This window comes from Curtobacterium sp. SP.BCo (genome assembly GCF_051903265.1).
Classification (GTDB): Bacteria; Actinomycetota; Actinomycetes; order Actinomycetales; family Microbacteriaceae; genus Curtobacterium.
Window position 1 is genome coordinate 2,094,289 of sequence record NZ_CP194337.1, and the last position, 25,203, is coordinate 2,119,491.

Genomic DNA, 25,203 nt, shown 5'->3' on the forward strand with positions numbered 1-25,203 from the left:
CTCCACAGGGATCCGAGCCGAGCGGACGATCCACAGGAGCCGACGGACCGACGCGGGGCGGGCCTCCCGGCCGTCATCGTGGATGCATGACCAGCAGCCACACTCCGATCATCCGTCTCGACCACGTGTCCAAGCACTACGGCGACGCCGCGCGCCGGGTGACGGCGCTCGACGACGTCAGCGTCGACATCGGTGCGGGGGAGTTCACCGCGGTGATGGGCCCGTCCGGCTCCGGGAAGTCGACGCTCATGCACGTCGCCGCCGGCCTCGACGCGGTCTCCGCTGGGCGCATCCAGATCGACGGGGTCGACGTCACCGGGCTCGGCGACAAGGACCTGACCGAACTGCGCCGGCGTCGGCTGGGGTTCGTGTTCCAGTCGTTCAACCTCGTCCCCACCCTGGACATCAGCGAGAACATCCGGCTGCCGTTCCTGCTCGGCGGCCACAAGCCGAGTCGCGAGGAATCGGCGTGGATCGACCGCCTCGTCGAGATGCTCGGACTCGGCGACCGGCTCTCGCACCGCCCGCACCAGCTCTCCGGCGGACAGCAGCAGCGCGTCGCGATCGCGCGGGCGCTGGCGTCCCGGCCAGCGGTGGTCGTCGCCGACGAGCCGACCGGCGCGCTGGACTCCCGGACGGGGCGCGACGTGCTGCAGATCCTCCGCGGGGCGGTGGACGACTGGGGCCAGAGCGTCGTCATGGTGACGCACGACCCGGTGGCCGCCGCGAACGCCGACCGGATCCTCTTCCTCGCCGACGGCCGCGTCGTGGGGGACCGGCCGGCGATGGACGCCGCCGAGATCTCCGCGACGATGCTCGGGATGGAGGCCGCAGCGTGAACGGCATCCGCGACTTCTCGCCGACGGTGCTCGTCGCCGCGCTCGGCACCACCTTCGGCTCCGCGCTCGTCATCGCCCCCGGGATCGTCACCGAGGCGCTCGGGGCTGCCGGGCTCGCCGACCTCGGCCCGGTCAGGGCGATCCTGTCCGTCGTCGGCTGGCTCTTCCTCGGCATCGCGCTCTACGTCGGGGCGATCGTGACCGCCAACACCTGCGCGACGCTCATCGCCGGGCAGACCCGGATCATCGCGCTCCAGCGGCTCGTCGGGGCGACCGGCGCCACGCTGCGCGGCCGGATCACCCGGACCGGGCTGCTGGTCGGCGTGCTCGGCGGGCTGATCGGGGCGGTCGCGGGCACCGGGCTCAGCGCCCTGTTCGTGGTCGTGCTCCGTGGCAACGGCTTCCTGCCGGACACCACCTACACGCTCCTGCCGTGGGAGCTCGTGCTCCCCGTGGCGGCCGTGGTGCTCGCCACCTGGGGTGCCTTCGCCGTGGGGTCGCGGCGCGTGCTGACCGTGACACCCCTGCAGGCGCTGTCGTCGAGCGTCGAGCCCACTCACGAGTACGTCCGTTCCGGCACCGCCCGGAAGGTCTGGGCGATCCTGCTCATGGCGGGCGGCGCCCTGCTCATGGTCGTCGGGCTCGTCGGCAGCTCTGCGTCACCGATCGCGGTGCTGCCCGCCGCCCTCGGTGGCTTCGTCTCCTTCGCCGGCGTCGCCGTCGGCGCCACGATCGTGATGCCGCCTGTGCTGCAGCTGATCGGCCGGATCGGGTCGCGCGACCCGGTGGTCCTGCTCGCCGGCCGCAACGCGATGCGGGCGCCGGGGCGGTCGTCCCGCGCCACGATCGGGCTCGTCATCGGGGTCACCCTGCTCGTCACGTTCGCGGTGGCGCTCGGGATCATGCAGCACGTGCTCGAGGAGCAGCTGCGCGGACAGCTCGAGGGCGGCAGTCAGGACCAGGTCCAGGCCATGCGGGACTTCTTCGTCCAGCTGAACGCCGTGATCAGCGTCATCGTCGGGTTCTCCGCCGTGATCGCCGCGGTCGGCGTCGTGAACGCGCTCGCCCTCGGGGTGCTGCAGCGCCGCCGGGAGCTCGGACTCCTGCGGGTGCTCGGACTGACCGGAGCGCAGGTCCGCCGGATGATCGTCACCGAGGCCGTGCAGATGGTCGTCGCGGCCGTCGTCACCGGGCTCGTGCTCGGCACCGTGTACGGGTGGGTCGGCGGGCAGACGCTGCTCGGCTCGCTCGGGACCCCGGTCACCCCGGTGCTGCCGCCGCTGACGATCGGCATCGTGGTCGTCGGTGCCCTGGTGCTCGCGGTCGTCGCCACGATCGCGCCGGTGCGGCGCGCCATGCGCGTCCCGCCGACCGAGGCGCTCGCGGTCGACTGACCCCTCCGGTCGCCCTGGCCGGGGCCGCGACCGCCGCCGGACGGGAGGCACGGTGCCAGCCGGCGCCGCGCCTCCCGTCCGGCGGTGCGCGTCACACCGTTGCACCCGGTTGGTACACCAGTGCTACGGTGGTCGCACCATGTTCTCGGCGCTCCTCCTCCTTCGCTGCCGCGACGAGGCCTGACACAACGGCCCACCTCGTCGCGGAGTCCGTCGTGGCCGCAACCACGCAGAACACACCACCGCGACGAAAGCGACGAAACCATGCAGAACACGCAGCGCCCCTCCGGGATGCCGATCCACAAGTACGTCCCGTTCCACGACCAGATCCGTGTCGAGCTGCCGGACCGGACCTGGCCGACGAAGCGCATCGAGCAGGCCCCGCGCTGGTGTGCCGTCGACCTGCGCGACGGCAACCAGGCACTCATCGACCCGATGGACTCCGAGCGCAAGCGCGCCATGTTCGACCTGCTCGTCCGCATGGGCTACAAGGAGATCGAGGTCGGGTTCCCGAGCGCCTCGCAGACCGACTTCGACTTCGTCCGCTCCCTCATCGACGAGGGCGCGATCCCGGACGACGTCACGATCCAGGTGCTCACCCAGGCACGCGAGCACCTGATCAACCGCACCTACGAGGCGATCGACGGCGCCGAGCAGGCCATCGTCCACCTGTACAACTCGACGTCGATCGTCCAGCGCGAGGTCGTCTTCCGCACCGACGTGCAGGGGGTCGTCGACATCGCGGTGTCCGGCGCGAAGCTGTGCCGCGCCGCCGAGGCGAACCTGCAGCACGACACGAAGGTCTTCTACGAGTACTCGCCGGAGTCGTACACCGGCACCGAGCTCGAGGTCGCGGTGCAGATCTGCAACGCCGTGCTCGAGGTCTTCGAGCCCACCCCGGACCGCAAGGTCATCATCAACCTGCCGGCGACCGTCGAGATGGCCACGCCGAACGTGTACGCCGACTCGATCGAGTGGATGTCGCGGAACCTCGCCCACCGGCAGGACGTCATCCTGTCGCTGCACCCGCACAACGACCGTGGCACCGCCGTCGCCGCCGCGGAGCTCGGCTACATGGCCGGGGCGGACCGCATCGAGGGCTGCCTGTTCGGCAACGGTGAGCGCACCGGCAACGTCGACCTGGTCGCCCTCGGCATGAACCTGTTCACGCAGGGGGTCGACCCCGAGATCGACTTCTCGGACATCGACCAGATCAAGCGCACCGTCGAGTACTGCAACCAGCTGCCGGTGCCGGAGCGTCAGCCGTGGGCGGGCGACCTGGTCTACACGGCCTTCAGCGGATCGCACCAGGACGCCATCAAGAAGGGCTTCGACGCGATGCAGGCGAAGGCCGACGCGGCGGGCAAGTCGATCGACGAGATCGAGTGGGCGGTGCCGTACCTGCCCGTCGACCCGAAGGACATCGGCCGTTCCTACGAGGCCGTGATCCGCGTCAACTCGCAGTCCGGCAAGGGCGGCGTCGCCTACCTGCTCAAGACCGACCACGCCATCGACCTGCCCCGGAAGCTGCAGATCGAGTTCTCCGGCGTCGTGCAGCAGCGCACCGACGCCGAGGGCGGCGAGTTCTCGTCGGAGCGCATCTGGGACCTGTTCCGCGACGAGTACCTGCCGGCCGCCGACGAGTCGGACAAGTGGGGCCGGTACGAGATCACGAAGACGGCGACGTCGAGCGACTTCGACGGCACCACGAAGCTGTCGGTCGCGATGCGCGTCGACGAGGGCTCGGTCGAGGCGGACGCCGTCGGCACTGGTCCGATCGACGCGTTCCTCACGGTGATGCGCGACCAGGGCGTCGACGTCACGCTGTACGACTACTCGGAGCACACGATGAGCGCCTCCGGTGACGCCAAGGCCGCGTCGTACGTCGAGCTCGACGTCGACGGGGTGCGCCTGTGGGGTGTGGGCATCGACGCCGACATCGCGACGGCGTCGCTCAAGGCCATCGTGTCCGCGGTGAACCGCGCCGTGCGCGCCGGGGCCGCATCGGGTAGCCCGGAGCTCGTCTCCGCCTAGCGCGCGGCCCTGCCTGGAGGCGCGGTGCGGGTCCGACCCGTGCCGCGCCTCCAGTCCGTGGTCGCGTCGGGCCACCGGCCGCGCCGCTGGCGCGCCGCGCCCGCGCCGCTGGCGCACCGCCCTCGCACCGTGCGATCCCGCCGACGCAGTGTGCGAGGTTCCGCGTGCTGTGGGACCCCGCGAGGGCGTCACGGTGGTCGGGACCTCGCACACTGCGGAAGGGTCGTGCCCTGGCCTCGCACGGTGCGAGCGCACGCCGGGCGCACGCCGAGCGCACACCGGGCGGCGCGGGGTGTCGGTGCGGAGGGGGATACTGGAGCAATGCCGCTGTACCGGGACGAGTGCGTCGTGTTGCGCACCCACAAGCTCGGGGAAGCGGACCGCATCGTCACCATGCTCAGCCGGCAGCACGGCAAGATCCGTGCCGTCGCGAAGGGCGTCCGGCGCACGGCGTCGAAGTTCGGCTCCCGGCTCGAGCCGTTCATGGTCGTCGACGCCCAGTTCTACGAGGGTCGCTCGCTCGACATCGTCACGCAGGCGGAGTCCCTGGGGTCGTACGGCGCGCAGATCGTCGCCGACTACGGGGCGTACACCGCTGCGAGCGCCATGGTCGAGACCGCCGACCGACTGAGCGAGGCGGACGCCGGACTCCAGCAGTACCTGCTGCTCGTCGGGGCGCTCCGGTCGCTGTCCCGCGGTGAGCACGTGACGAGTGCGACCCTCGACTCGTACCTGCTCCGCGCGATGAGCATCGCCGGGTGGGCGCCGTCGTTCTCGGACTGCGCCGTCACCGGGGAGCCCGGACCGCACTCGGCGTTCGTCGTGCAACTCGGCGGCGTGGTGGCCGACCGCGCCGCGCCTCCCGGCACGCCCCGCCTCGACCCGGACACGCTGCACCTGCTCGGGTCCCTGCTGGCCGGCGACTGGCCGGTGGTCGACGCGGCCGACGAGCGCACGCGTTCCCGGGCGTCCGGCGTGGTCGCGGCGTACGCCCAGTGGCACCTGGAACGATCGCTCCGGTCGCTGCCGCACGTCGACCGGTCCGAGCACCCGCTGCCTGTCCCGCTCACCCACGACGGACCCGAGGCCACGGCGCGCGCGGTCGCCGCCACCCCGCGACCGGCCGTACCTGTGCCCGATCCGACCGACCGTGACCCCGGCCAGGGCCCCGACCCGACCGGCCCCGGCCAGGGCCCCGACCCGACCGGCCCCGGCCAGGGCCCCGACCCGACCGGCCCCGGCCAGGGCCCCGACCCGACCAGACCCGACCCGACCGGCTCCGGCCAGGGTCCCGACCCGACCGACCGCGCCGCCGACCCGACCGACTCCGTCCACGATCCCGCCGCCGAAGGAACCCGCACCGCATGAGCCCCCGCCGCCACGACGACGCCGAGCCGTTCCTCCCGATCGACTGGACCGGCGAGACACCCCCGGCGATCCCGCCCCGGTTCGTGCCCGAGCACGTGGCGATCGTGATGGACGGCAACGGCCGGTGGGCGAACGGCCGCGGCCTGACCCGCATCGAGGGCCACAAGGCGGGCGAGGCCTCGTTGCTCGACGTCGTCGCGGGCGGCATCCAGATCGGGGTGCGGCACATCTCGGCGTACGCGTTCTCGACGGAGAACTGGAAGCGCTCCCCGGAGGAGGTCCGGTTCCTGATGGGCTTCAACCGCGACGTCATCCGGCGTCGACGCGACCAGCTGCACGAGTGGGGCGTGCGCGTGCGGTGGGCCGGACGACGGCCACGGCTGTGGCGCAGCGTCATCGAGGAGCTCGAGCAGGCCGAGCGGATGACCGCTGGCAACGACGTCCTCACCCTGACGATGTGCGTCAACTACGGCGGTCGGAACGAGATCGTCGACGCCGTGCGGGGCATGGCGGAGGACGTCGCGGCCGGCCGGCTGAAGCCGAGCCAGGTCACCGAGAAGGCCCTGGCCAAACGGCTGTACGTGCCGGAGATGCCGGACGTCGACCTGTTCCTCCGGAGCTCGGGGGAGCAGCGAACGTCCAACTTCCTGCTCTGGCAGTCGGCGTACGCCGAGATGGTGTTCCTCGACCGGCTCTGGCCGGACTTCCGCCGCACCGACTTGTGGGGTGCGATCGAGGAGTACGCGCGCCGTGACCGACGGTACGGCGGCGCCGTGGACGCTCCCACCGCCTGACGGCCGCTGGCCGCGCGCCGCGAGCTGGTCGCAGGAAGTGTCGCTCGGCAAGGAGGCTCGCGGCACGTCCTGTGACCAGCCCGGTCCGCTCGCGGCACGTCCTGCGACCGACACGGACGCACCCGGGCCTGTCGAGTACCGGCCGGCCGCACGTCCGTGCCGGCCAGCCAGTCAGCCGAGCAGGTGCGCGGCCGCGCCGACCGCGTCGAGGGTCACCCGGACGCTCGGGACGCGCTCCGCGCCGCGTGCCACGACCACCTCGACCCGTCGGGCGAGCGCGTCGTCGACCGCCCGGACCGCGACGCCCTCCGGGATGACGGTCGTCGCGAGTGCGAGCCGAGGGAGCAGCGCCACCCCGAGGCCGGCGGCGACGAGCCCGACGACGGCCGCGGCGTTGTCCGTCTCGAGCACGACGTCCGGGGTGAACCCGGCGCTCGCGCACGAGGCGAGCAGGTGCCCGCGGCAGCGCGGACACCCGCCGATCCAACGCGCGTCCCGCTGGGACGCCAGGTCGACGGATGCCGGGCCGGCCACGGGGCGGGCCGCAGCTGCGGGACGGCGGTGATCCGCGCCTCCAGGCCGGTGCGGCCGGTGCTGCGGGTCCGACGGGCCAGGCCGGTGCGGCCGATGCGGGTTCGGCGGGCCAGGCCGGTGCGGCCGATGCGGGTTCGGCGGGCCAGGCCGGTGCATCTCCTCGGAAGCCGTCACGAGGGCGAGCGGGTCCCGCCCGAGCGACCGGGTGACCAGCGCCGGATCGGCCGGCAGGTCCTCCCCGACGTAGGTGAACGTCAGCGCGACGTCCACCTCGCCACGACGCAACAGGTCGAGTGCCTCGGGCGGCTCGACCTCGACGTACGACGTCGTGACACCCGGGACCGTCGCCGACATCGAGGCGAGCACGGCGGGCACGAGGGTCGACGAGGCGCTGGGGAACCCGGCGATCCGGACGCGCCCGCGGGCGAGGCCGCCGACGGCGTCGAGGTCCTCCTGTGCGGCGGCCAGTGCACTCTGGACGTGCAGGGCGTGGCCGGCGAGGACCCGGCCGGCTTCGGTGAGGGTGACGCCCCGGGCTCCGCGGAGCACCAGGGTGTGCCCGAGCCGCTGTTCGGCGCGCTGGAGCAGCTGGCTGACCGCCGGTTGGCTGTAGCCGAGCGCGTTCGCCGCTCCGGTGATGGACCCGGTGTCGGCGACGGCACGGAGCGCACGCAACAGTTGCGGGTCGAGGTGCTCCATAACGGAATGTTATGGCACCGGCAACGAGCCTGTACTGGTGTGATGCGTGCAGCGGGCCGACCATCGTGCCATGGACTCCTTCGTCGACGGCCACGGGTACCTCGCCGCCTGCACCGCCGGGCTGCCCACGCACGGCACCCTCGCGGCGATGCGTGCCGACCTCGACGAGTGGGGACGCGCCGGGTCCTGCCCGGTCCGGTACGGCGACCTCGTGGAGGAGGGACGCGCGCTGTTCGCCGGGATCGTCGGTGTCCCGAGCGACCGGGTGGCGACCGGTTCGCAGACCTCGGCGATGACCGCGGTCGTCGCGGCCGCACTGCCGGACGGCGCCGAGGTGGTCGTCGCGGACGGTGACTTCAGCTCGATCGTCTTCCCGTTCCTCGCCCAGGCGCACCGTGGGGTCCGGGTCCGGAGCGTCCCGCTCGACGCACTCGCCCGGAGCATCACCCCGGACACCGACCTCGTCGCCTGGTCCGCGGTGCAGTCCGCCACGGGCACGGTCGTGGACAGCGGTGCCGTCGTCGCGGCGGCACGTGCGGTCGGCGCCCGCACGCTCTGCGACCTCACCCAGGCGGCGGGGATCCTGCCCCTGTCCGTCGCCGGCTTCGCCGTCGCGGACGTCGACGTCAGCGTCACGCACGCCTACAAGTGGCTCTGCGCGCCCCGCGGGGTCGCCTTCGCCACCGTGTCGGAGGCGGCGCAGGACTGGCTGCGGCCCGTGCAGGCCGGGTGGTACGCCGGCGCCGACGTGTGGAGCTCCTGCTACGGCCCCGAGATGCGGCTGGCCGACGATGCCCGACGGTTCGACGTGTCGCCCGCCTGGCAGGCCTGGCCCGGGGCGGTCGCCGCCCTGCGGCACGTCGCCTCCCTCAACGTCCGGTCGGCTTGGAGGCACGCCACGGGTCTCGCGGACCGGCTCGCGGACCGCCTCGGCACGGCTCGGCAGACGCAGGCCGTGACGACCCTGCCGGACCCGACCGGGTCGCGGCTGGCGGCGCTCACCGCGGCCGGGATCACGGCGTCGGGACGAGCCGGCCGGCTGCGGCTCGCGTTCCACCACTGGAACGACGAGTCGGACGTGGACGCGGTGGCCGAGGTGCTGGGCCGCTAGTCTTGCCCGGTACGTTTCCGCACCGAGCCTCCAGCTCGGCGACCTCTGGAGCACCCTTTGGCACAGCCCTCCCGTCTCGACAGCGTCATCGCCCTGGCCAAGCGCCGCGGCTTCGTCTTCCAGTCGGGTGAGATCTACGGAGGCTCCCGCTCCGCGTGGGACTACGGGCCCCTCGGTGTGGAGCTCAAGGAGAACATCAAGCGCCAGTGGTGGCAGCGGTTCGTCCGTGGGCGTGGCGACATGGTCGGCCTCGACTCCGCCGTCATCCTGCCGCGCAAGGTGTGGGAGGCCTCCGGGCACGTCGCGACCTTCACCGACCCGCTCGTGGAGTGCCTGCACTGCCACCACCGGTTCCGCGAGGACCACCTGATCGAGGCGTTCGTCGCCAAGAAGGGCCGTGACCCCGAGGGCCGCATGGCCGAGATCGCCTGCCCGAACTGCGGCACCCGCGGTGAGTGGACCGAGCCCCGCGAGTTCTCCGGCATGCTCAAGACCTACCTCGGCCCGGTCGAGTCCGAGGAGGGGCTGAACTTCCTCCGCCCGGAGACCGCGCAGGGCATCTTCGTCGACTTCGCACAGGTCGTCACCACCAGCCGGATGAAGCCCCCCTTCGGCATCGGCCAGGTCGGCAAGGCGTTCCGCAACGAGATCACCCCCGGCAACTTCATCTTCCGCACCCGCGAGTTCGAGCAGATGGAGATCGAGTACTTCGTCCCGCCGGCCGAGGCTGGCGAGCACTACGAGCAGTGGATCGCCGACTCGGTCGCCTTCTACACCGAGCTCGGCATCGACCCGGAGAACCTGCGGCGCTTCGACGTGCCGGACGGCGAGCGGGCGCACTACTCCGACGCCACCGCCGACATCGAGTACCGCTTCGGCTTCGCCGGCTCGGAGTGGGGCGAGCTGATGGGCGTCGCGAACCGCACCGACTTCGACCTCAACAACCACATCGAGTCGTCGGGTCAGGACCTCCGTTACTTCGACCAGGCGGCGAACGAGAAGTACGTGCCCTACGTCATCGAGCCGTCGTTCGGTCTGACGCGCGCGCTGATGGCGTTCCTGCTCGACTCGTACCACGAGGACGAGGCCCCGAACGCGAAGGGCGGCGTCGACAAGCGCACCGTCCTGCGCCTCGACCCGCGCCTCGCCCCGGTCAAGGCCGCGGTGCTGCCGCTGTCCCGGAACGAGCAGCTCTCGCCGGTGGCCCGCGGCCTCGCCGACGACCTGCGCAAGTACTGGAACGTCGACTTCGACGACGCCGGGGCGATCGGACGCCGCTACCGTCGCCACGACGAGATCGGCACGCCGTTCTGCATCACGGTGGACTTCGACACGCTCGAGGACAAGGCCGTCACCGTGCGCGAGCGCGACACGATGTCGCAGGAGCGCGTCGCCCTCGACCAGCTGCAGGGCTACCTCGCCACGCGGTTGCTCGGCGCCTGACCCACCGCAACACGGCCCCTCCGCACGACGCGGCCTCGCCCGGGAATGCCCGGGCGACGGCCGCGTTGTCGTTGAGCATGAACGACTCTGTCAAGGTCGATGTCTGGTCCGACATCGCCTGCCCCTGGTGCTACATCGGCAAGCGGAAGTTCGAGGCCGGCGTCGCCGCCTTCGCCGCCACGGACTCCGGCCGCCCCGTCGAGGTCGAGTACCACTCCTTCGAGCTGAGCCCGGACACCCCCGTGGACTTCGAGGGCACCGAGGCCGAGTTCCTGTCGAACCACAAGGGCATGCCCGTCGAACAGGCCCAGCAGATGCTCGACCAGGTCACCGGCATCGCCGCGTCCGTCGGCCTCGACTACGACTTCGACGCCGTGCACCACACGAACACCGTGAAGGCCCACCAGGTCATCCACCTCGCGAAGCAGCACGGCAAGCAGCTGGACATGGTCGAGCGGCTGTTCACCGCGTACTTCGAACGCGGCGAGCACGTCGGCGAGGACGCGACCCTGGCCGACCTCGGCGCCGAGATCGGGCTCGACCGCGACGAGGTCCTCGCCACCCTCCGCGAGGACACGCAGCTCGCCGCCGTCCGGGCGGACCAGGCGCAGGCCCTGTCCTACGGCATCAACGGTGTCCCGTTCTTCGTCATCGACGGCAAGTACGGCGTGTCCGGAGCCCAGGACCCGACGGCCTTCACACAGGTGCTCACGCAGGTCGTCGCGCTCCGTGCGACGACGCCGTCCGACCTCGCGGACGCGCAGCAGCGTGCCGCCGACGACGCGGCAGCGGATGCGGCGGTGAACCGGTGACGGACGTGCGCCTGGACGGCTCGGCCGAGCCGCGCCTCCAGTCGGACGGTCTGGAGGCCGGACCCGCCCTGCTGACGCTGGTCACGCCCGGCGGTGCGCCGGTCTGCGAGGGCGACTCCTGCTTCGTCCCGGGCGCCGAGGGCGTCTGGACCGAGGTGCCCGACTGACGCGTCCTAGCGGACGGGTTCCTCGTCGGTGATGTCGGCGACCGTCGCGGCGTAGGCCGCGACGAGGTCGTCGGCGTCGACGAAGGCGCTCGCGCCGTGCCGTCCGGCCCCGAGTGCGACCCGCCGGCCGACGATGCGCTCGTCGGCGTAGACCGGCAGGTCGCCCGTCGCGCCGACCGGCGTGATGGTGCCGCGCTCGTAGCCGGACGCCTCGAGCGCGGTGGCGGCATCCGGCATCGAGAGCTTGTTGACGCCGACGACCGCGCGGAGCTTCTTCCACGCGATGCTGCGCCCACCCGGCACCAGGGCGAGCAGGAACCCGCCGTCGTGCCGCTTCACCACGAGGGTCTTCACGATGTCGCCGGGCTCGATGCCGAGCAGGGCCGCGGCCTCGGGCAACGAGTCCGCCGCGGGCCGATCGACGACCTCGACCCGCAGGCCACGGGCGGCGGCGTCGGCGTCGAACCTGGCGATGGCATCGGTGGTCATGTGGAGAACGCTACCGGCGCGCACCGACGTGGGAGGATGGACCAGGTATGACGATCACACACGCTCCAGCGCGACCGCTGCGCATCGGCCCCATCGAGGTCGACGTCCCCGTCGTGCTCGCGCCGATGGCGGGCATCACGAACATGGCGTACCGCCGGCTCTGCCGCGAGTACGGGGCCGGACTGTACGTCTGCGAGATGATCACCTCGCGTGCGCTCGTCGAACGCACGCCGGTGTCGATGCAGCTCATCCAGCACCACGAGTCCGAGACCCCGCGGTCGATCCAGCTCTACGGCGTCGAACCGAACACCGTGGCCGAGGCCGCGACCATCCTCGTCGGCGAGGACCGTGCCGACCACATCGACCTGAACTTCGGGTGCCCGGTGCCGAAGGTCACGCGCAAGGGCGGCGGGGCGGCACTGCCGTGGAAGCTCGACCTCTTCAAGGAGCTCGTCACCAAGACCGTGCGCGCCGCCGGTGACGTCCCGGTCACGGTGAAGATGCGCAAGGGCATCGACTCCGACCACCTCACCTATCTCGACGCCGCCCGCATCGCGCGGGACGCCGGCGTCGCCGCCGTGTCGCTGCACGCCCGCACCGCCAACGAGCACTACTCGGGGCACGCGGACTGGTCGGCGATCGCCACGCTCAAGGAGACCATCACCGACATCCCGGTGCTCGGCAACGGCGACATCTGGTCCGCAGCCGACGCCCTCCGCATGGTGGAGGAGACCGGCGCCGACGGTGTGGTCGTCGGGCGCGGGTGCCTCGGGAGGCCGTGGCTGTTCGGCGACCTGGCGGCGGCGTTCCGCGGCGAAGGGCTGCGGTACATGCCGACCCTCGGCGAGGTCGCGGTCGCGTTCAAGCGGCACGCCGAACTCCTCGTCGAGTTCTTCGGCTCCGAGGAGCACGGCTGCCGTGACGTCCGCAAGCACGTCGCCTGGTACTTCAAGGGGTACCCGATCGGTGGCGACGTCCGCTCCGGTCTGGCGATGGCCTCGAGCCTGCAGGAGATCGACGACCTGCTCGGACAGCTCGACCACGACGCGCCCTACCCGGGTGCCGATGCCGAGGGACCGCGCGGGCGTGCCGGGCACCCGAAGCGCACCGCCCTGCCCGACCGCTGGCTCGAGTCGCGCGACGTCGACAGCGAGTTCCGCAAGGTCCTCGCCGCCGCCGAGCTGCACCACAGCGGCGGATGAGCGCCACGAGTTCGTACGGGCCCGCCGACGCCGAGCGCTGGCTGCCCGAGACCCACGGCAGCCGGCGGTCCGACTTCGCCCGCGACCGCGCCCGCCTGCTGCACTCGAGCGCCCTCCGGCGGCTCGCCGCGAAGACCCAGGTCCTCAGCCCGACGACCGGGCTCGACTTCGCCCGGAACCGTCTCACGCACTCGCTCGAGGTCGCCCAGGTCGGCCGGGAGCTCGCCGACTCCCTCGGGCTCGACCCCGACGTCGTCGACACCGCCTGCCTCGCGCACGACATCGGCCACCCGCCGTTCGGGCACAACGGCGAGACCGCGGTGAACGCCTGGGCCACGGGCATCGGCGGGTTCGAGGGGAACGCGCAGACGCTGCGGCTCCTCACCCGGCTCGAGCCGAAGGTGTACGGCGCCGGCCCGGACGACGACCGGGCCTACGGGCTGAACCTGACGCGGGCGTCCCTCGACGCATCGTGCAAGTACCCGTGGCCGGCCGCACAGGGCGTGTCCGAGGCATCGTCCGGGCGCACGAAGTTCGGCTTCTACGACGACGACCACGACGCGTTCGAGTGGCTCCGCGCCGGCGCCCCACGACGCCAGCGGTGCATCGAGGCGCAGGTCATGGACCTGTCCGACGACATCGCCTACTCGGTGCACGACTTCGAGGACGCCGTCGTCGCGGGGTTCATCGACGTCGCCGCCCTCGGGGACCGCGTCGGCGAGAACGACATCGTGTCGGCCATGCACGCGTGGGTGGGGTCGGACCTCAGCCGCGACGAACTGCTCGAGGCGTTCGACCGGCTCCGGTCGCTGCCGCTGTGGATGACGTCCTACGACGGGTCCCGGCGCGACCTCGCGCGGCTGAAGAACCTCACGTCGCAGCTCATCGGCCGCTTCGCTCGGACCGCCACGGCGGCGACGCGGGAGTCCTACGCCTCCGGGTCGCTCGTGCGCTTCGCCGCCTCGGTGGTGACGCCGCCGGAGATCATCGGCGAGATCGCGGTGCTCAAGGGCATCGTCGCGGCCTTCGTGATGACGCAGGGCGACCGGCAGCCGGTGTACGAGGACCAACGGCGGATCCTGACCGAGCTGCTCGACGCCCTCGCCGCCACCGGGAGCGCCGACCTCGAGCCGGGCTTCGCCGCCGACTGGCGGGCCGCTGCCGACGATGCCGGGCGGCTCCGTGCCGTCGTCGACCAGGTCGCGAGCCTGACCGACCAGGGCGCGATCGCGTGGCACCGGCGGCTCGTGGTCGGCGAGCAGGAGCGCATGCACATCGCGGTCTGACGCGGTCCACAGTGCTGACGCTCGGTCGGGCGGTGTCGTTCCCACGAACTAAGATCGAGGGGTGGCTGGCAGGATCGCGAGGAACGACATCGACGAGGTCCGCTCGCGTGTCAACATCGCGGACGTCGTCGGCGACTACGTGACCTTGAAGTCGGCCGGGGTCGGCTCGCTCAAGGGCCTCTGCCCCTTCCACGACGAGCGCTCACCGTCGTTCCACGTCCGCCCGCAGGTCGGCCGGTACCACTGCTTCGGTTGCGGCGAGGACGGCGACGTCTTCGAGTTCATCATCCGGCAGGACCACACCACCTTCCAGGAAGCCGTCGAGCGGATGGCGGCGAAGATCGGCTTCACGCTCCACTACGAAGAGGGCGACGGTCCGCGTACCGACTACAACCAGCGCGCCCGGCTGATCGCCGCGAACGAGGCGGCGCAGCAGTTCTACGTCGCGCAGCTCACCACCGCGGCGGCCGAGCCCGCCCGGCAGTTCCTGGGCGAGCGCGGGTTCGACCCGGCGGCGGCGCAGCACTTCGGCGTCGGCTTCGCACCGCAGTCGTACGACGCCACGCGCGAGCACCTGCGCAGCCGGGGCTTCTCGATGGACGAGATCCTCGCCGCAGGGCTCGCCGGGCAGGGCGACCGTTCGCCGTACGACCGGTTCCGCGGTCGCCTGATGTGGCCGATCCGCGACGTCACCGGTGCGACGATCGGCTTCGGTGCCCGCCGGCTGCTCGACGACGACAAGGGTCCGAAATACCTCAACACGCCCGAGACCCCGATCTACCACAAGAGCCAGGTGCTCTACGGCATCGACCTCGCCCGGCGGGACATCTCGAAGCAGAAGCAGGTCGTGATCGTCGAGGGCTACACCGACGTCATGGCCTGCCACCTCGCCGGCATCACGACCGCGGTGGCCACGTGCGGGACCTCGTTCGGCGTCGACCACATCAAGGTGCTGCGTCCGATGCTCGGCGACTCCGCGGGCCGTGACCTCTCGCAGCTCGGCAACATCGTCTTCACGTTCGACCCGGACGAAGCCGGGCAACGAGCCGCGTCCCGTGCGTTCGCGGAGGAGAGTCGTTTCGCGTCCCAGACGTACGTGGCCGTCGCCCCCGGCGGCCTCGACCCGTGCGACCTCCGCCTGCAGCGCGGTGACGCCGCCGTCACCCGCCTGATCGACACGAAGCGCCCGATGTTCGAGTTCATGATCCGCCGGCGGCTCGCGACGCACGACATCGAGACCGCCGAAGGCCGGGTCGCCGGGCTTCGTGACGCCGCCCCGGTCGTCGCCGGCATCCGCGACCGCACCCTCGCCACGGCGTACACGCGGGAGACCGCGAAGTGGCTCGGCATGGACATCCCCGAGGTCCGCCGTGCCGTCGAGGCCGCCCGGCAGCGGGCCGGCGCGGCGTCGAGCACGACGTCCTCGTCGCACCACGGTGCCGGGGGAGAACCCACCGCCGCTCCGGAAGAACCCGTCGCCGGGCTCCGCCTCCTGCCGACCGACCCGATCACCCGGATGGAACGCGACGCCGTCATGGCGATGGTGCAGCAGCCCGGACACGTCGGGCTGCCGCTGCTCGGTCTCGCCGCGTCCGCCACCTTCTCGGCGCCGATGCTGTCGGTCGTGCGGGATGCCGTGGTCGCGAACGTCGACGCGGTCGGCGCGGGGGACTGGCTCGACCGGCTGCTGCAGGACGTCCCGGCACCGTTCCGGGGTCTCGTGCAGGAGCTCGCGCTCGCTCCGATCCCGGCCCGGACCGACGAGGACCTCGCGCTCTACGCCCGGAGCATCGTCGTGGCACTGGTCGAGCGCGACCTGCTCGCGCGCAAGGCCTCGTTGCTCGGGCAGCTGCAGCGGGCCGACCCGAACGAGCAGGCCGATCGGCGCGCGGACATCCAGCGGCAGCTCGTCGACATCGACGCCCAGCGCATGCGGTTGCGCGCCGACGCCGAGGCCGCTGCCAGCTCCTAGCCCGCAGTCCGGCCCCGGCGGTCTCCGCCCCCCCCCCCCCCGCGGCCCCGGCGGCCCTCCGCCGCGCCCGACCTGCGCGGCTCGAGGTCGCACGACATGCCGCGCGCGCGACGCCGAGATCGCAGAACGTGCCGCGCGCGCGACGTCGAGATCGCAGAACGTGTCGCTCGGCGCGGCCGGACCCGACACTCTGTGCGACCTCGGCACCGGTCGCCGCCCTGTCGGTCCTTGCCGAACCTCGCCCCGCTCCGACCGGGCCACGCGGCTCGTGATCGCACAACGTGCCGCGCGTGCGACGCCGAGGTCGCAAAAGGTGTCGCTCGGTGCGGCCGGACACGACACTTTCTGCGACCTCGGCACCGGTCGCCGCCCTGTCGGTCCTTGCCGAACCTCGCCCCGCCCGGTCCGTCGTCAAACCACGTCGCCGCGCCCGACGTACGACGCCGAGGTCGCACGACGTGCCGCGCGCGTGACGCCGAGGTCGCAGAACGTATCGCTCGGCGCGACCGGACCCGACACTTTGTGCGACCTCGGCGCCGGTCGCAGCCTCGCAGGTCCCTGCCGAACCTCGCCCCGCTCCGGTCGGTCCCCACACCACCTCGCCGCGCCCGACTTGCGACGCCGAGGTCGCACGACATGCCGCACGCGCGACGCCGAGGTCGCAGAACGTGTCGCGCGGCGCGGCCGGACCCGACACTTTCTGCGACCTCGGCGCCGGTCGCTGGCCCGCCGCCCCTGCCGCGGCCCATGCCTCGGCGCCGCCGGCCGCACCACCCGCCACCCGCCCGCCACCCCACCGAGCGGCACGTTGCAGCACGCAACAATGCTGCGCGACGCGCCGCTCATGTCCGCACGGATCATGCGCCATGCGACGCCCTCGTGCATTACAGCGGTGTAAACAAATCTCCCTCGGTTCGTGCAGTTCCGTGACAGGGTGATAGCAATGAGCGTTCCTGGCCGGGTACACAGACGTTCCACCACCGGTTCAGGACCCTTGCATTCACCACCAAGAGAGGCATCGAACATGGCATCCGTGTTCAAGAAGCACACAGCGAAGTGGGGCAGGCGCGGCATCGCGCTCGGCGCCGGGGCAGCAGCGACGGCGCTGGTGCTCACCGGTTGCGCGGGCGGCAGCGTCAGCGACACGGCCCTGAACGGGATCAGCATCGGCACGACCGACAAGATCACCTCGCTCGACCCGGCGGGCTCGTACGACAACGGCTCGTTCGCAGTGCAGAACCAGGTCTTCCCGTTCCTGATGAACACCCCGGTGGGCAGCCCGGACGTGAAGCCGGACATCGCCGAGAGCGGCGAGTTCACCAACGACACGACGTACACGGTCAAGCTCAAGAGCGGGCTGAAGTTCGCGAACGGCCACGACCTGACGTCGAGCGACGTGAAGTTCTCGTTCGAGCGCGAGCTGAAGATCAACAACGAGAACGGCCCGCAGTCGCTGCTCGCCAACCTCAAGAGCATCGACACGCCGGACGACACCACGGTCGTGTTCAACCTCGACCACGCCGACCAGACGTGGCCCCAGGTGCTCTCGAGCCCCGCCGGCCCGATCGTCGACGAGCAGGTCTTCTCCGCCGACAAGCTCACGCCGGCGGCCGACATCGTGAAGGGCAAGGCCTTCGCCGGCCAGTACGAGATCAGCTCCTACAAGGAGAACGACACGATCCAGTACAAGGCGAACAAGAACTACGACGGGCTCCTGGGCAAGCCGAAGACCGACGAGGTCACGGCCAGCTACTACACCAAGGAGACCGACCTCAAGCTCGCCGTGCAGAAGGGCGACGTCGACGTGGCGTACCGCTCCCTGACGCCGACCGACATCGCGGACCTCCGCAAGGACGACAAGGTCAAGGTCACCGACGGCCCCGGCGGCGAGATCCGCTACCTGGTCTTCAACTTCAACACGCAGCCGTACGGCGCGAAGCAGTCGGACGCCGACGAGACGAAGGCCCTCGCCGTGCGCCAGGCCGTCGCGGACGTCGTCGACCGCGAGAAGCTCGCGAAGGACGTCTACAACGACACCTACTCGCCGCTCTACTCGATGGTGCCGGACGGCCTGACGGGCGCCTCGAAGCCGTTCGAGAAGCTCTACGGCGACGGTGACGGCGGAGCCGACGTCGACAAGGCGAAGGAGACCCTGTCGAAGGCGGGCGTCACCGGCAAGGTGCAGCTCGACATCCAGTACGCGCCGGACCACTACGGTTCGACGTCGGACGACGAGTACGCCGAGCTCAAGACCCAGCTCGAGAACTCCGGCCTGTTCACCGTGAACATCCAGTCCACGGTCTACACGACCTACGCGCAGGAGCGCACCAAGGACGCCTACCCGGTGTACCAGCTCGGTTGGTTCCCGGACTTCTCGGACGCGGACAACTACCTGTCGCCGTTCTTCACGAAGGACAACTTCGTGCAGAACCACTACGACGACCCGACGATCCAGGGGCTCATCTCCGACGAGCAGCAGGAGTCCGACAAGGACAAGCGCGCCACCCTCATCGAGCAGGCGCAGGAGCGTGAGGCGACGCAGATCTCGACGCTGCCGCTGCTCCAGGGCAAGTCCGTCGCCGTCGCGGCCAAGGACGTCAAGGGCCTGACCCTCGACTCCTCGTACAAGTTCCGCTACGCGACCCTCTCCAAGTAACACCGACGACGACCAGGGGGCGTTCCCACGAGGAGCGCCCCCTGGTCACGTCCACGAAAGGCACCCCTCCCCGTGACCCTCAGCACCCCCGAGGCGACGCAGGACGTGAACGGTTCCGACCCCACCAAGCCACAGGCACAGCGCAGTGCCAAGAGCAGCGGTGGCGGGCTCGGCCGGTACGTCCTCGTCCGGTTCCTCCTCATCTTCCCGACCGTCTTCATCCTGGTGACGCTCGTGTTCTTCCTGATGCGCGTCATCGGGAACCCGATCACCGCATCGGTCGGTGGCCGCCTCACCCCGAGCCAGCTGCAGGAGCGCCTGCACGCGGCCGGCTACGACCGCCCGGTGCTCGTGCAGTACTTCGAGTACCTCGGCAAGATCGTCCGCGGTGACTTCGGCACGACGGCGACCGACAACCGCCCGATCACCGAGATCATCGTCACGTACGGCGGTGCGACCGCGGAGCTCGTGTTCTACGCGCTCATCGTCGCGCTGCTGCTCGGCATCCCGCTCGGCATGCTCGCCGCGTACATGCGCGACAAGTGGCCCGACGTGCTGTTCCGCGCCCTCGCGATCCTGACGTACGCCACGCCGGTGTTCTTCGGCGGCCTGCTGCTGAAGCTCGTGTTCTCGGTGTGGCTCGGCTGGCTGCCGCTCGGCGACCGCGCGTCGACCCGGGTGTCGCTCGTGCTCGACAACATCCCCGGTGCGACGGGCATCTACCTCATCGACGCACTGCGCACCGGGAACGCCCAGATCATCACCGACGTGCTGGCACACGCGGTCCTGCCCGCGCTGACGCTCGGGCTGCTCACCGCCGGCATCTTCCTGCGGCTGGTGCGCGCGAACATGATCGGTTCACTCGGTTCCGAGTACGTGGACGCGGCCCGCTCACGCGGTGTCCGGGAGGCGCGGCTCGTCCGGACGCACGCGTTCCGTCCGGCGCTGGTCCCCATCATCACCGTGATGGGCCTGCAGATCGCCATGCTGCTGGGTGGGTCGGTGCTCACCGAGACCACGTTCGGCTGGCGCGGGCTCGGCTTCGAGCTCAACCAGTACCTGTCGGCCCGCGACTTCGTCGCGGTCCAGGGCATCGTCGCGATGCTCGCCGTGATCGTCGCCGTGACGAACTTCGTCGTCGACGTCGTCGCGGCACTGATCGACCCGAGAGTGAGGTTCTAGAGATGGCTGACACCTCCCTCGTCGACCGCCACGAGCCGCTCTGGAAGCGGCTGCCCGTGGTGGTGCAGCTCCGCAAGAGCACGGGCTGGCAACGCGCCATGCTCATCACCGGCGTGGTCATCTGCGCCCTGTACCTGATCGTCGCGATCGCCGCACCGCTCATCGCCCCGTACGGCTTCGGCCAGCTGCAGGGTGCTGACGGGCAGAGCTTCCCGCGAACCGGCGCACCGAGCTCCGCGCACATCTGGGGCACCACCGTCGGCGGCTTCGACGTGTTCAGCCGCGTCGTCTACGGCGCCCGGACCGCGGTGCTCGTGGTGATCGTGGCCGTCGTCGTGTCGATCATCATCGGTGTGATCCTCGGCATGGTCTCCGGGTACATCGGCGGCTGGCTCGACCGGATCCTCGTCGTGGTCGCGGACGCGATCTACGCGTTCCCGTCGCTGCTGCTCGCGATCGTCGTCTCCATCGTCATCTCCGGCGGCAACTCGAGCTACTCGGGCGGCATCATCGCCGCGGCCATCTCGATCACGGTCGTGTACGTCCCGCAGTACTTCCGGGTCGTCCGCGCCGAGGCCGTCCGGCTGAAGAACGAGGCGTTCGTCGAGTCCGCGCGCGTGATGGGCACGAACCCGTGGCGCATCATGACGCGGCACGTGCTCCGCAACTCGACCCGTTCCCTGCCGCTGATCCTCACGCTGAACGCGAGCGACGCGATCCTGACGCTCGCGGGCCTCGGCTTCCTCGGCTTCGGCATCGGCCCGACCAGTGGCGCGGAGTGGGGCTACGACCTCAGCCGAGCGCTGTCCGACGTCGCGAGCGGCGTCTGGTGGACCGGCGTGTTCCCCGGCGTCGCGATCGTCGTGCTCGTGCTCGGCGTGACGTTCATCGGTGAGAGCCTCAACGACATCTCGGACCCCCGTCTGCGTGCGCGCCGGCGGTTGCAGCAGCTGGTGTCGCGCAAGCAGGCCGCCAGCACGGAAGGGGCGACGGCATGACGGACGCGACCAACCAGTCCCGCGCGACCGACCAGTCCCGCGCGACCGACCTGCCGGGCGGCTCCACGCGCCTCCAGGCCGGCGACACCACCACCGAACCGGTCGCCGTCGTCGACGACCTGACCGTCACCTTCGCGACCGACGGCGGCGCCGTCGACGCGGTGAAGGGCGTCAGCCTCGACGTCCGCCCGGGAGAGGTGCTCGCCCTCGTCGGCGAGTCCGGTTCCGGCAAGTCGGTGACCGCGCGGAGCATGCTCCGGCTGATGCCGGAGACGGCGACGCTCGGCGGGGCCGTGTACCTCGACGGCACGGACGTGATCAGCGTGGGGTCGCAGAAGCTCCGCGAACTGCGCGGCACCGCCGGCGCGATGGTGTTCCAGGAGCCGTCCACGGCGCTCAACCCGGTCTTCACGGTCGGGTGGCAGATCGCCGAGGGGCTCCGGGCGCACGGCGGCGTCTCCAAGAAGGAGGCCCGCGCGAAGGCGATCGACTACCTGCGCCGCGTCGGCATCCCCGACCCGGAGACCCGTGTCGACCACTACCCGCACCAGTTCTCCGGCGGGCAGAAGCAGCGCGTCGTCATCGCCAGTGCGCTCGCGCTCGAGCCGAGCGTGATCATCGCCGACGAGCCGACGACCGCCCTCGACGTGACGGTGCAGGCGGAGATCCTCGACCTGCTCCGTCGCTGCCGTGACGAGTTCGGCGCGGCGATCGTCATCATCACGCACAACATGGGCGTGGTGGCCGACCTGGCCGACCGTGTCGCCGTGATGTACCAGGGCGAGGTCGTCGAGGAGGCCCCGGTGGGCGAGCTCTTCGCCGACCCGAAGGCCGACTACACGAAGCGGCTGCTCGCCGCCGTGCCGCGGCTCGAGGCCTCGACGGGGACCGCCCGCCGCGCCGCGATCGCCGACGACGTCGAGCCGCTCGTGTCCGCGCGGGGGCTCGAGATCGAGTACCCCGGTCGGCTCGGTTCGCACGCGTTCAAGGCCGTGAAGGGCGTCGACATCGACATCCGGCCCGGCGAGGTCCTCGGCCTGGTGGGGGAGTCCGGCTCGGGCAAGACCACCATCGGCCGGGCGATCGCCGGGCTGACCCGGATCACCGGCGGCTCGCTCCGGGTGCTCGGCACCGAGATGCTCGGGTACCGCGAGCGCGACTTCAAGCGCCACCGCAAGGACATCGGGTTCGTCTTCCAGGACCCGGCGACCTCGTTCAACCCGCTGCTGACGATCTCGGAGTGCGTGGCCGAACCGCTCGTCGTGCACGGCGAGGTCTCGAGCCCGCGGGCAGCTCGGAAGCGCGTCGGCGAACTGCTCGAGATGGTGCAGCTGCCGGCGGCGTACGGCGACCGCTACCCGCACGAACTGTCCGGCGGGCAGCGGCAGCGGGCGTCGTTGGCGCGGTCGATCGCGTTGCGCCCGAAGCTGCTCATCGCGGACGAGCCGACGAGCGCGCTCGACGTGTCCGTGCAGGCCCGGGTGCTCGAGCTCTTCCTCGAGCTGCAGCAGGACCTCGGGTTCGCGTCGCTGTTCATCAGCCACGACCTCGCCGTCGTCGGCGCGCTCTCGGACCGGATCGCCGTGCTCTACCGCGGCGACCTGGTCGAGACCGGCACCACGGCCGAGGTCCTCGGCTCGCCGCAGCACCCGTACACGCAGCGGCTGCTGGCGTCCCTCCCTGTGCCGGACCCGGCGGAACAGGCCGAGCGACGGCGTACGCTTGAGGCACTGGAGAACGCCGGGTCCTGACCCGACGCGACCATCCCTGGAGGCGCGGCCCACGTCGTCGACGCGCGCCGCGCCTCCAGGCGGTCACCTCCACCGCACCACGCACGACGACCGGTGCGCACCGGTCGTCGCGAACCGCCGCCAGGGGGCGGCGTGGAAGGGGACCCATGATCGCGGTGAACGGACCGGCGGTCGTCGCGGACGACGTGTCGATCGAGTACCGGAGCGGACGGGGGACGGACGCGATCCGCGCCGTCGACGGCGTCAGCCTGACCGTCCGCCAGGGGGAGATCCTCGCCGTGCTCGGCGAGTCCGGGTCCGGCAAGTCGACGTTCGCCGCAGCCGTCGCGGGGCAGCTCGGCGTCACCGGCGAGGGCGAGGGTGCCCACCGCCGCCACATCGTCGGCGGCGAGCTCACCATCCTCGGGCAGAAGACCCGCGGGCTGCGGGCGACCTCCCGCAAGCTCGAACGACTCAGCGGCCGCATCGGCTACCTGCCGCAGGACGGCGCGGACCGGCTCAGCCCGGACCTCACCGTCGGCGAGGCCATCGCCGAACCGATCTACGCGCGCGACCGCCGGTTCGACCGGAAGGAAGCCGGGCTCATCGTCGCGCGGCTGGTCGACGCCGTGCACCTGCCGCTCGGCGTGATGCGCCTCAACACGTGGGAGCTCTCCAGCGGGCAGCGGCAGCGTGTCGCGCTCGCCCGGGCGCTCGTCCTCGAGCCGCAGCTGCTCGTGGCGGACGAACCCGCCCGCGGCGTCGACGTGCTCGTCCGGCAGTCGGTGCTCGAGGCGCTCGCGACCCTGCAGCGCAACCGACAGTTCTCCGCGGTCGTCGTGTCCAGCGACCTCCGCGAGGCCCGTGCCCTCGCCGACCGCGTGGCGATCATGGCCGAGAGCCGTCTGGTCGGCCTCGGCACCTTCGACGAGGTCCTCGACAACCCGGTCGACCCGTACGTGAAGACCCTCGCGGCGACCGCGGCCCGACCGGTCAAGCGCCGTCCGGCCGCCTCCACGACGAGCGCCGCCCGGCGTTCCACCGCCCCTCGGCGTCCGGTCTCCGCGGGCACCGGGCCGCGCGCGGAACGGCAGGACAACGCGTGAGCGCGGCAGCCGAGACCCCCGCCGGGTCCCGTGGGCACCGCGCGGTCGTGACGGACGCCGGTGCCGCCCTGCCGATCGCACCGCCCGCCGCCGGACCGATCGCGATCGCCCCGTCGTCCGACTCAGTGTCGTTGCACGAGGCAGCGGTCGCTGCCGCCGGTGGCACGGTGGGCCCGCTCGACGACGACACCCGAGGCCTGGTCTGGCTCGACCCGCGTGACCCCGAGGGACTGGCGTCCGCACTCGACGCAGCGCCCGGTGTCGGCTGGGTCCAGCTGCCGTTCGCCGGGGTGGACGCGTTCGCACACCTCATCGCCGAGCACGGCGACCAGGTGCTCTTCACCTCGGCGAAGGGCGCGTACGCCGAGCCCGTCGCCGAGCACGCCCTCGCCCTGACCCTCGGCACGCTCCGGGTGCTGCAGAAGCGGGCCCGCGCGCGGTCGTGGGCGACCGAGCCCGAGGGGGTGTCGCTGTACGGACGGCACGTCGTCGTCATCGGTGCGGGCGGGATCGCGCAGGAGTACCTCCGGCTGCTCGCGCCGTTCGACGTGTCCGTCACGGTGGTCCGTCGCTCGTCGGCACCGGTCGACGGCGCCGACCGCACGGTCACCACGGACCAGCTCGACGAGGTCCTGCCGGACGCCGACGTCGTGATGATCGCAGCAGCGATGACCTCGGGGACGTCGAAGCTGTTCGGCGCGCGGCAGTTCGAGCTCATGCGGCCCACCGCACGCCTCGTGAACATCGCCCGCGGGGGACTCGTCGACACCGACGCCCTGGTCGACGCCCTGCGCGACGGCTCGATCGCGGCCGCCGGTCTGGACGTCACCGACCCCGAGCCCCTGCCCGACGGGCACCCGCTGTGGGACGAGCCCGGGGCGATCATCACGCCGCACCAGGCGGACACGCCGGAGATGGTGGCGCCGTTGCTCGCCGAACGGGTGCGGCTGAACACCGCGGCGTTCCTCGGTGGGGCGGGCGAGGGCTTCGTCGGTGTGGTGGACCCGGTCGCCGGGTACTGAGCCGGGCGCTGGGCGCTGGGCGCTGGCCCGGTCCGCCGGGCGCTGACGCGTTCCTGCGGCGCGGCACGCCCGGGATGCGTGTCGGATGCGCGGGGCGGCTGTCGGGTACTGCTATGCTGTTACCCGTTGTTCGCACGACATTCGCCAGCGGACAGTGATCCTCGATAGCTCAATTGGCAGAGCAGCCGGCTGTTAACCGGCAGGTTGTTGGTTCGAGTCCAACTCGGGGAGCAGACAGGCCCTCGCCCTCCCAGGCGGGGGTCTTTGTCGTGCGCACGGTCCGCCGGCGCCCCGCCGCGCGGCACGCGCCGGCCCGAGCTTCGGCGTGGCGGACATCTTCCGCGTGTCGGGAGCCGCGATCTGTC

19 protein-coding genes, 1 tRNA gene and 2 pseudogenes are annotated in these 25,203 nt (G+C 71.6%); 20 read left to right on the top strand and 2 right to left on the bottom strand.

The window, feature by feature from the left end:
- Positions 1 to 86: 86 nt before the first annotated feature.
- From ACRQ4B_RS10010 to ACRQ4B_RS10030, 5 genes and pseudogenes are all read left to right on the top strand, one after another.
- Positions 87 to 839 carry an ABC transporter ATP-binding protein gene (locus tag ACRQ4B_RS10010; protein WP_439691299.1) on the top strand — a complete coding sequence of 251 codons (753 nt, stop codon included), beginning with the start codon at positions 87 to 89 and terminating at the stop codon, positions 837 to 839.
- Complete coding sequence (locus ACRQ4B_RS10015) at positions 836 to 2,233, top strand: FtsX-like permease family protein (protein WP_439691300.1); 1,398 nt, start codon at positions 836 to 838, stop codon at positions 2,231 to 2,233. Before ACRQ4B_RS10010 ends, ACRQ4B_RS10015 begins: the two co-directional genes overlap by 4 nt.
- Before the next feature lie 264 nt (positions 2,234 to 2,497).
- Positions 2,498 to 4,267 (top strand): 2-isopropylmalate synthase, encoded by a 1,770-nt coding sequence (gene leuA / locus ACRQ4B_RS10020; protein WP_439691302.1) that lies wholly within the window; start codon positions 2,498 to 2,500, stop codon positions 4,265 to 4,267.
- A 321-nt stretch (positions 4,268 to 4,588) separates the two neighbouring features.
- Positions 4,589 to 5,311: pseudogene (gene recO, locus ACRQ4B_RS10025) on the top strand (DNA repair protein RecO); the annotation flags it as partial.
- A gap of 320 nt (positions 5,312 to 5,631) precedes the next feature.
- Entirely contained in the window at positions 5,632 to 6,429 is a 798-nt protein-coding gene (locus tag ACRQ4B_RS10030; RefSeq protein WP_439691303.1) for an isoprenyl transferase, read from the top strand.
- Positions 6,430 to 6,600: 171 nt separating this feature from the next.
- Here ACRQ4B_RS10030 and ACRQ4B_RS10035 read toward each other — a convergent pair whose 3' ends face one another.
- Complete coding sequence (locus tag ACRQ4B_RS10035; RefSeq protein ID WP_439691304.1) at positions 6,601 to 7,662, bottom strand: LysR family transcriptional regulator; 1,062 nt, start codon at positions 7,660 to 7,662, stop codon at positions 6,601 to 6,603.
- 70 nt (positions 7,663 to 7,732) lie between these two features.
- Here ACRQ4B_RS10035 and ACRQ4B_RS10040 point away from each other — a divergent pair, with 70 nt between their 5' ends.
- The 4 genes from ACRQ4B_RS10040 to ACRQ4B_RS10055 all read left to right on the top strand — a co-directional run bounded on the left by ACRQ4B_RS10040 (position 7,733) and on the right by ACRQ4B_RS10055 (position 11,195).
- Positions 7,733 to 8,773, top strand: coding sequence for an aminotransferase class V-fold PLP-dependent enzyme (locus ACRQ4B_RS10040; RefSeq protein WP_439691306.1), 1,041 nt, complete (start codon positions 7,733 to 7,735; stop codon positions 8,771 to 8,773).
- Positions 8,774 to 8,830: 57 nt separating this feature from the next.
- Entirely contained in the window at positions 8,831 to 10,216 is a 1,386-nt protein-coding gene (locus ACRQ4B_RS10045; protein ID WP_439691308.1) for a glycine--tRNA ligase, read from the top strand.
- Between the two features lie 77 nt (positions 10,217 to 10,293).
- A complete protein-coding gene (locus tag ACRQ4B_RS10050; RefSeq protein WP_439691309.1) occupies positions 10,294 to 11,028 on the top strand; it encodes a DsbA family oxidoreductase in 735 nt (244 codons plus the stop codon).
- Complete coding sequence (locus ACRQ4B_RS10055) at positions 11,025 to 11,195, top strand: hypothetical protein (RefSeq protein WP_439691311.1); 171 nt, start codon at positions 11,025 to 11,027, stop codon at positions 11,193 to 11,195. Before ACRQ4B_RS10050 ends, ACRQ4B_RS10055 begins: the two co-directional genes overlap by 4 nt.
- 6 nt (positions 11,196 to 11,201) lie before the next feature.
- On the opposite strand, the gene ACRQ4B_RS10060 is transcribed toward ACRQ4B_RS10055, so the two are convergent.
- A complete protein-coding gene (locus tag ACRQ4B_RS10060; RefSeq protein WP_439691312.1) occupies positions 11,202 to 11,684 on the bottom strand; it encodes an aminoacyl-tRNA deacylase in 483 nt (160 codons plus the stop codon).
- Between the two features lie 47 nt (positions 11,685 to 11,731).
- Here ACRQ4B_RS10060 and dusB point away from each other — a divergent pair, with 47 nt between their 5' ends.
- The 11 genes and pseudogenes from dusB to ACRQ4B_RS10115 all read left to right on the top strand — a co-directional run bounded on the left by dusB (position 11,732) and on the right by ACRQ4B_RS10115 (position 25,069).
- The gene (dusB, locus tag ACRQ4B_RS10065) at positions 11,732 to 12,886 is read left to right on the top strand and encodes a tRNA dihydrouridine synthase DusB (protein WP_439691314.1); all 1,155 of its coding nucleotides are present in this window, start codon (positions 11,732 to 11,734) and stop codon (positions 12,884 to 12,886) included.
- Entirely contained in the window at positions 12,883 to 14,172 is a 1,290-nt protein-coding gene (locus ACRQ4B_RS10070; protein ID WP_439691315.1) for a deoxyguanosinetriphosphate triphosphohydrolase, read from the top strand. The genes dusB and ACRQ4B_RS10070 overlap by 4 nt, the downstream gene beginning before the upstream one ends.
- A gap of 61 nt (positions 14,173 to 14,233) precedes the next feature.
- Positions 14,234 to 16,144: a DNA primase gene (dnaG, locus tag ACRQ4B_RS10075; RefSeq protein ID WP_439691316.1), complete on the top strand. Its 1,911-nt coding sequence runs from the start codon at positions 14,234 to 14,236 to the stop codon at positions 16,142 to 16,144.
- A gap of 1,024 nt (positions 16,145 to 17,168) precedes the next feature.
- Complete coding sequence (locus tag ACRQ4B_RS10080; RefSeq protein ID WP_439691317.1) at positions 17,169 to 18,800, top strand: ABC transporter substrate-binding protein; 1,632 nt, start codon at positions 17,169 to 17,171, stop codon at positions 18,798 to 18,800.
- Positions 18,801 to 18,905: 105 nt separating this feature from the next.
- Positions 18,906 to 19,181, top strand: a pseudogene (locus ACRQ4B_RS10085) (ABC transporter permease); the annotation flags it as partial.
- Positions 19,182 to 19,268: 87 nt separating this feature from the next.
- Positions 19,269 to 19,982, top strand: coding sequence for an ABC transporter permease (locus tag ACRQ4B_RS10090; protein ID WP_439694376.1), 714 nt, complete (start codon positions 19,269 to 19,271; stop codon positions 19,980 to 19,982).
- Positions 19,983 to 19,984: 2 nt separating this feature from the next.
- Positions 19,985 to 20,980 carry an ABC transporter permease gene (locus tag ACRQ4B_RS10095; protein ID WP_439691318.1) on the top strand — a complete coding sequence of 332 codons (996 nt, stop codon included), beginning with the start codon at positions 19,985 to 19,987 and terminating at the stop codon, positions 20,978 to 20,980.
- Entirely contained in the window at positions 20,977 to 22,731 is a 1,755-nt protein-coding gene (locus tag ACRQ4B_RS10100; protein ID WP_439691319.1) for an ABC transporter ATP-binding protein, read from the top strand. Before ACRQ4B_RS10095 ends, ACRQ4B_RS10100 begins: the two co-directional genes overlap by 4 nt.
- A 146-nt stretch (positions 22,732 to 22,877) precedes the next feature.
- Positions 22,878 to 23,816, top strand: a complete 939-nt coding sequence (locus ACRQ4B_RS10105) for an ATP-binding cassette domain-containing protein (RefSeq protein WP_439691320.1) — start codon at positions 22,878 to 22,880, stop codon at positions 23,814 to 23,816.
- Positions 23,813 to 24,838: a D-isomer specific 2-hydroxyacid dehydrogenase family protein gene (locus tag ACRQ4B_RS10110; RefSeq protein WP_439691321.1), complete on the top strand. Its 1,026-nt coding sequence runs from the start codon at positions 23,813 to 23,815 to the stop codon at positions 24,836 to 24,838. The genes ACRQ4B_RS10105 and ACRQ4B_RS10110 overlap by 4 nt, the downstream gene beginning before the upstream one ends.
- A gap of 158 nt (positions 24,839 to 24,996) precedes the next feature.
- Positions 24,997 to 25,069: transfer RNA gene (locus tag ACRQ4B_RS10115), tRNA-Asn, on the top strand.
- Positions 25,070 to 25,203 lie beyond the last annotated feature (134 nt).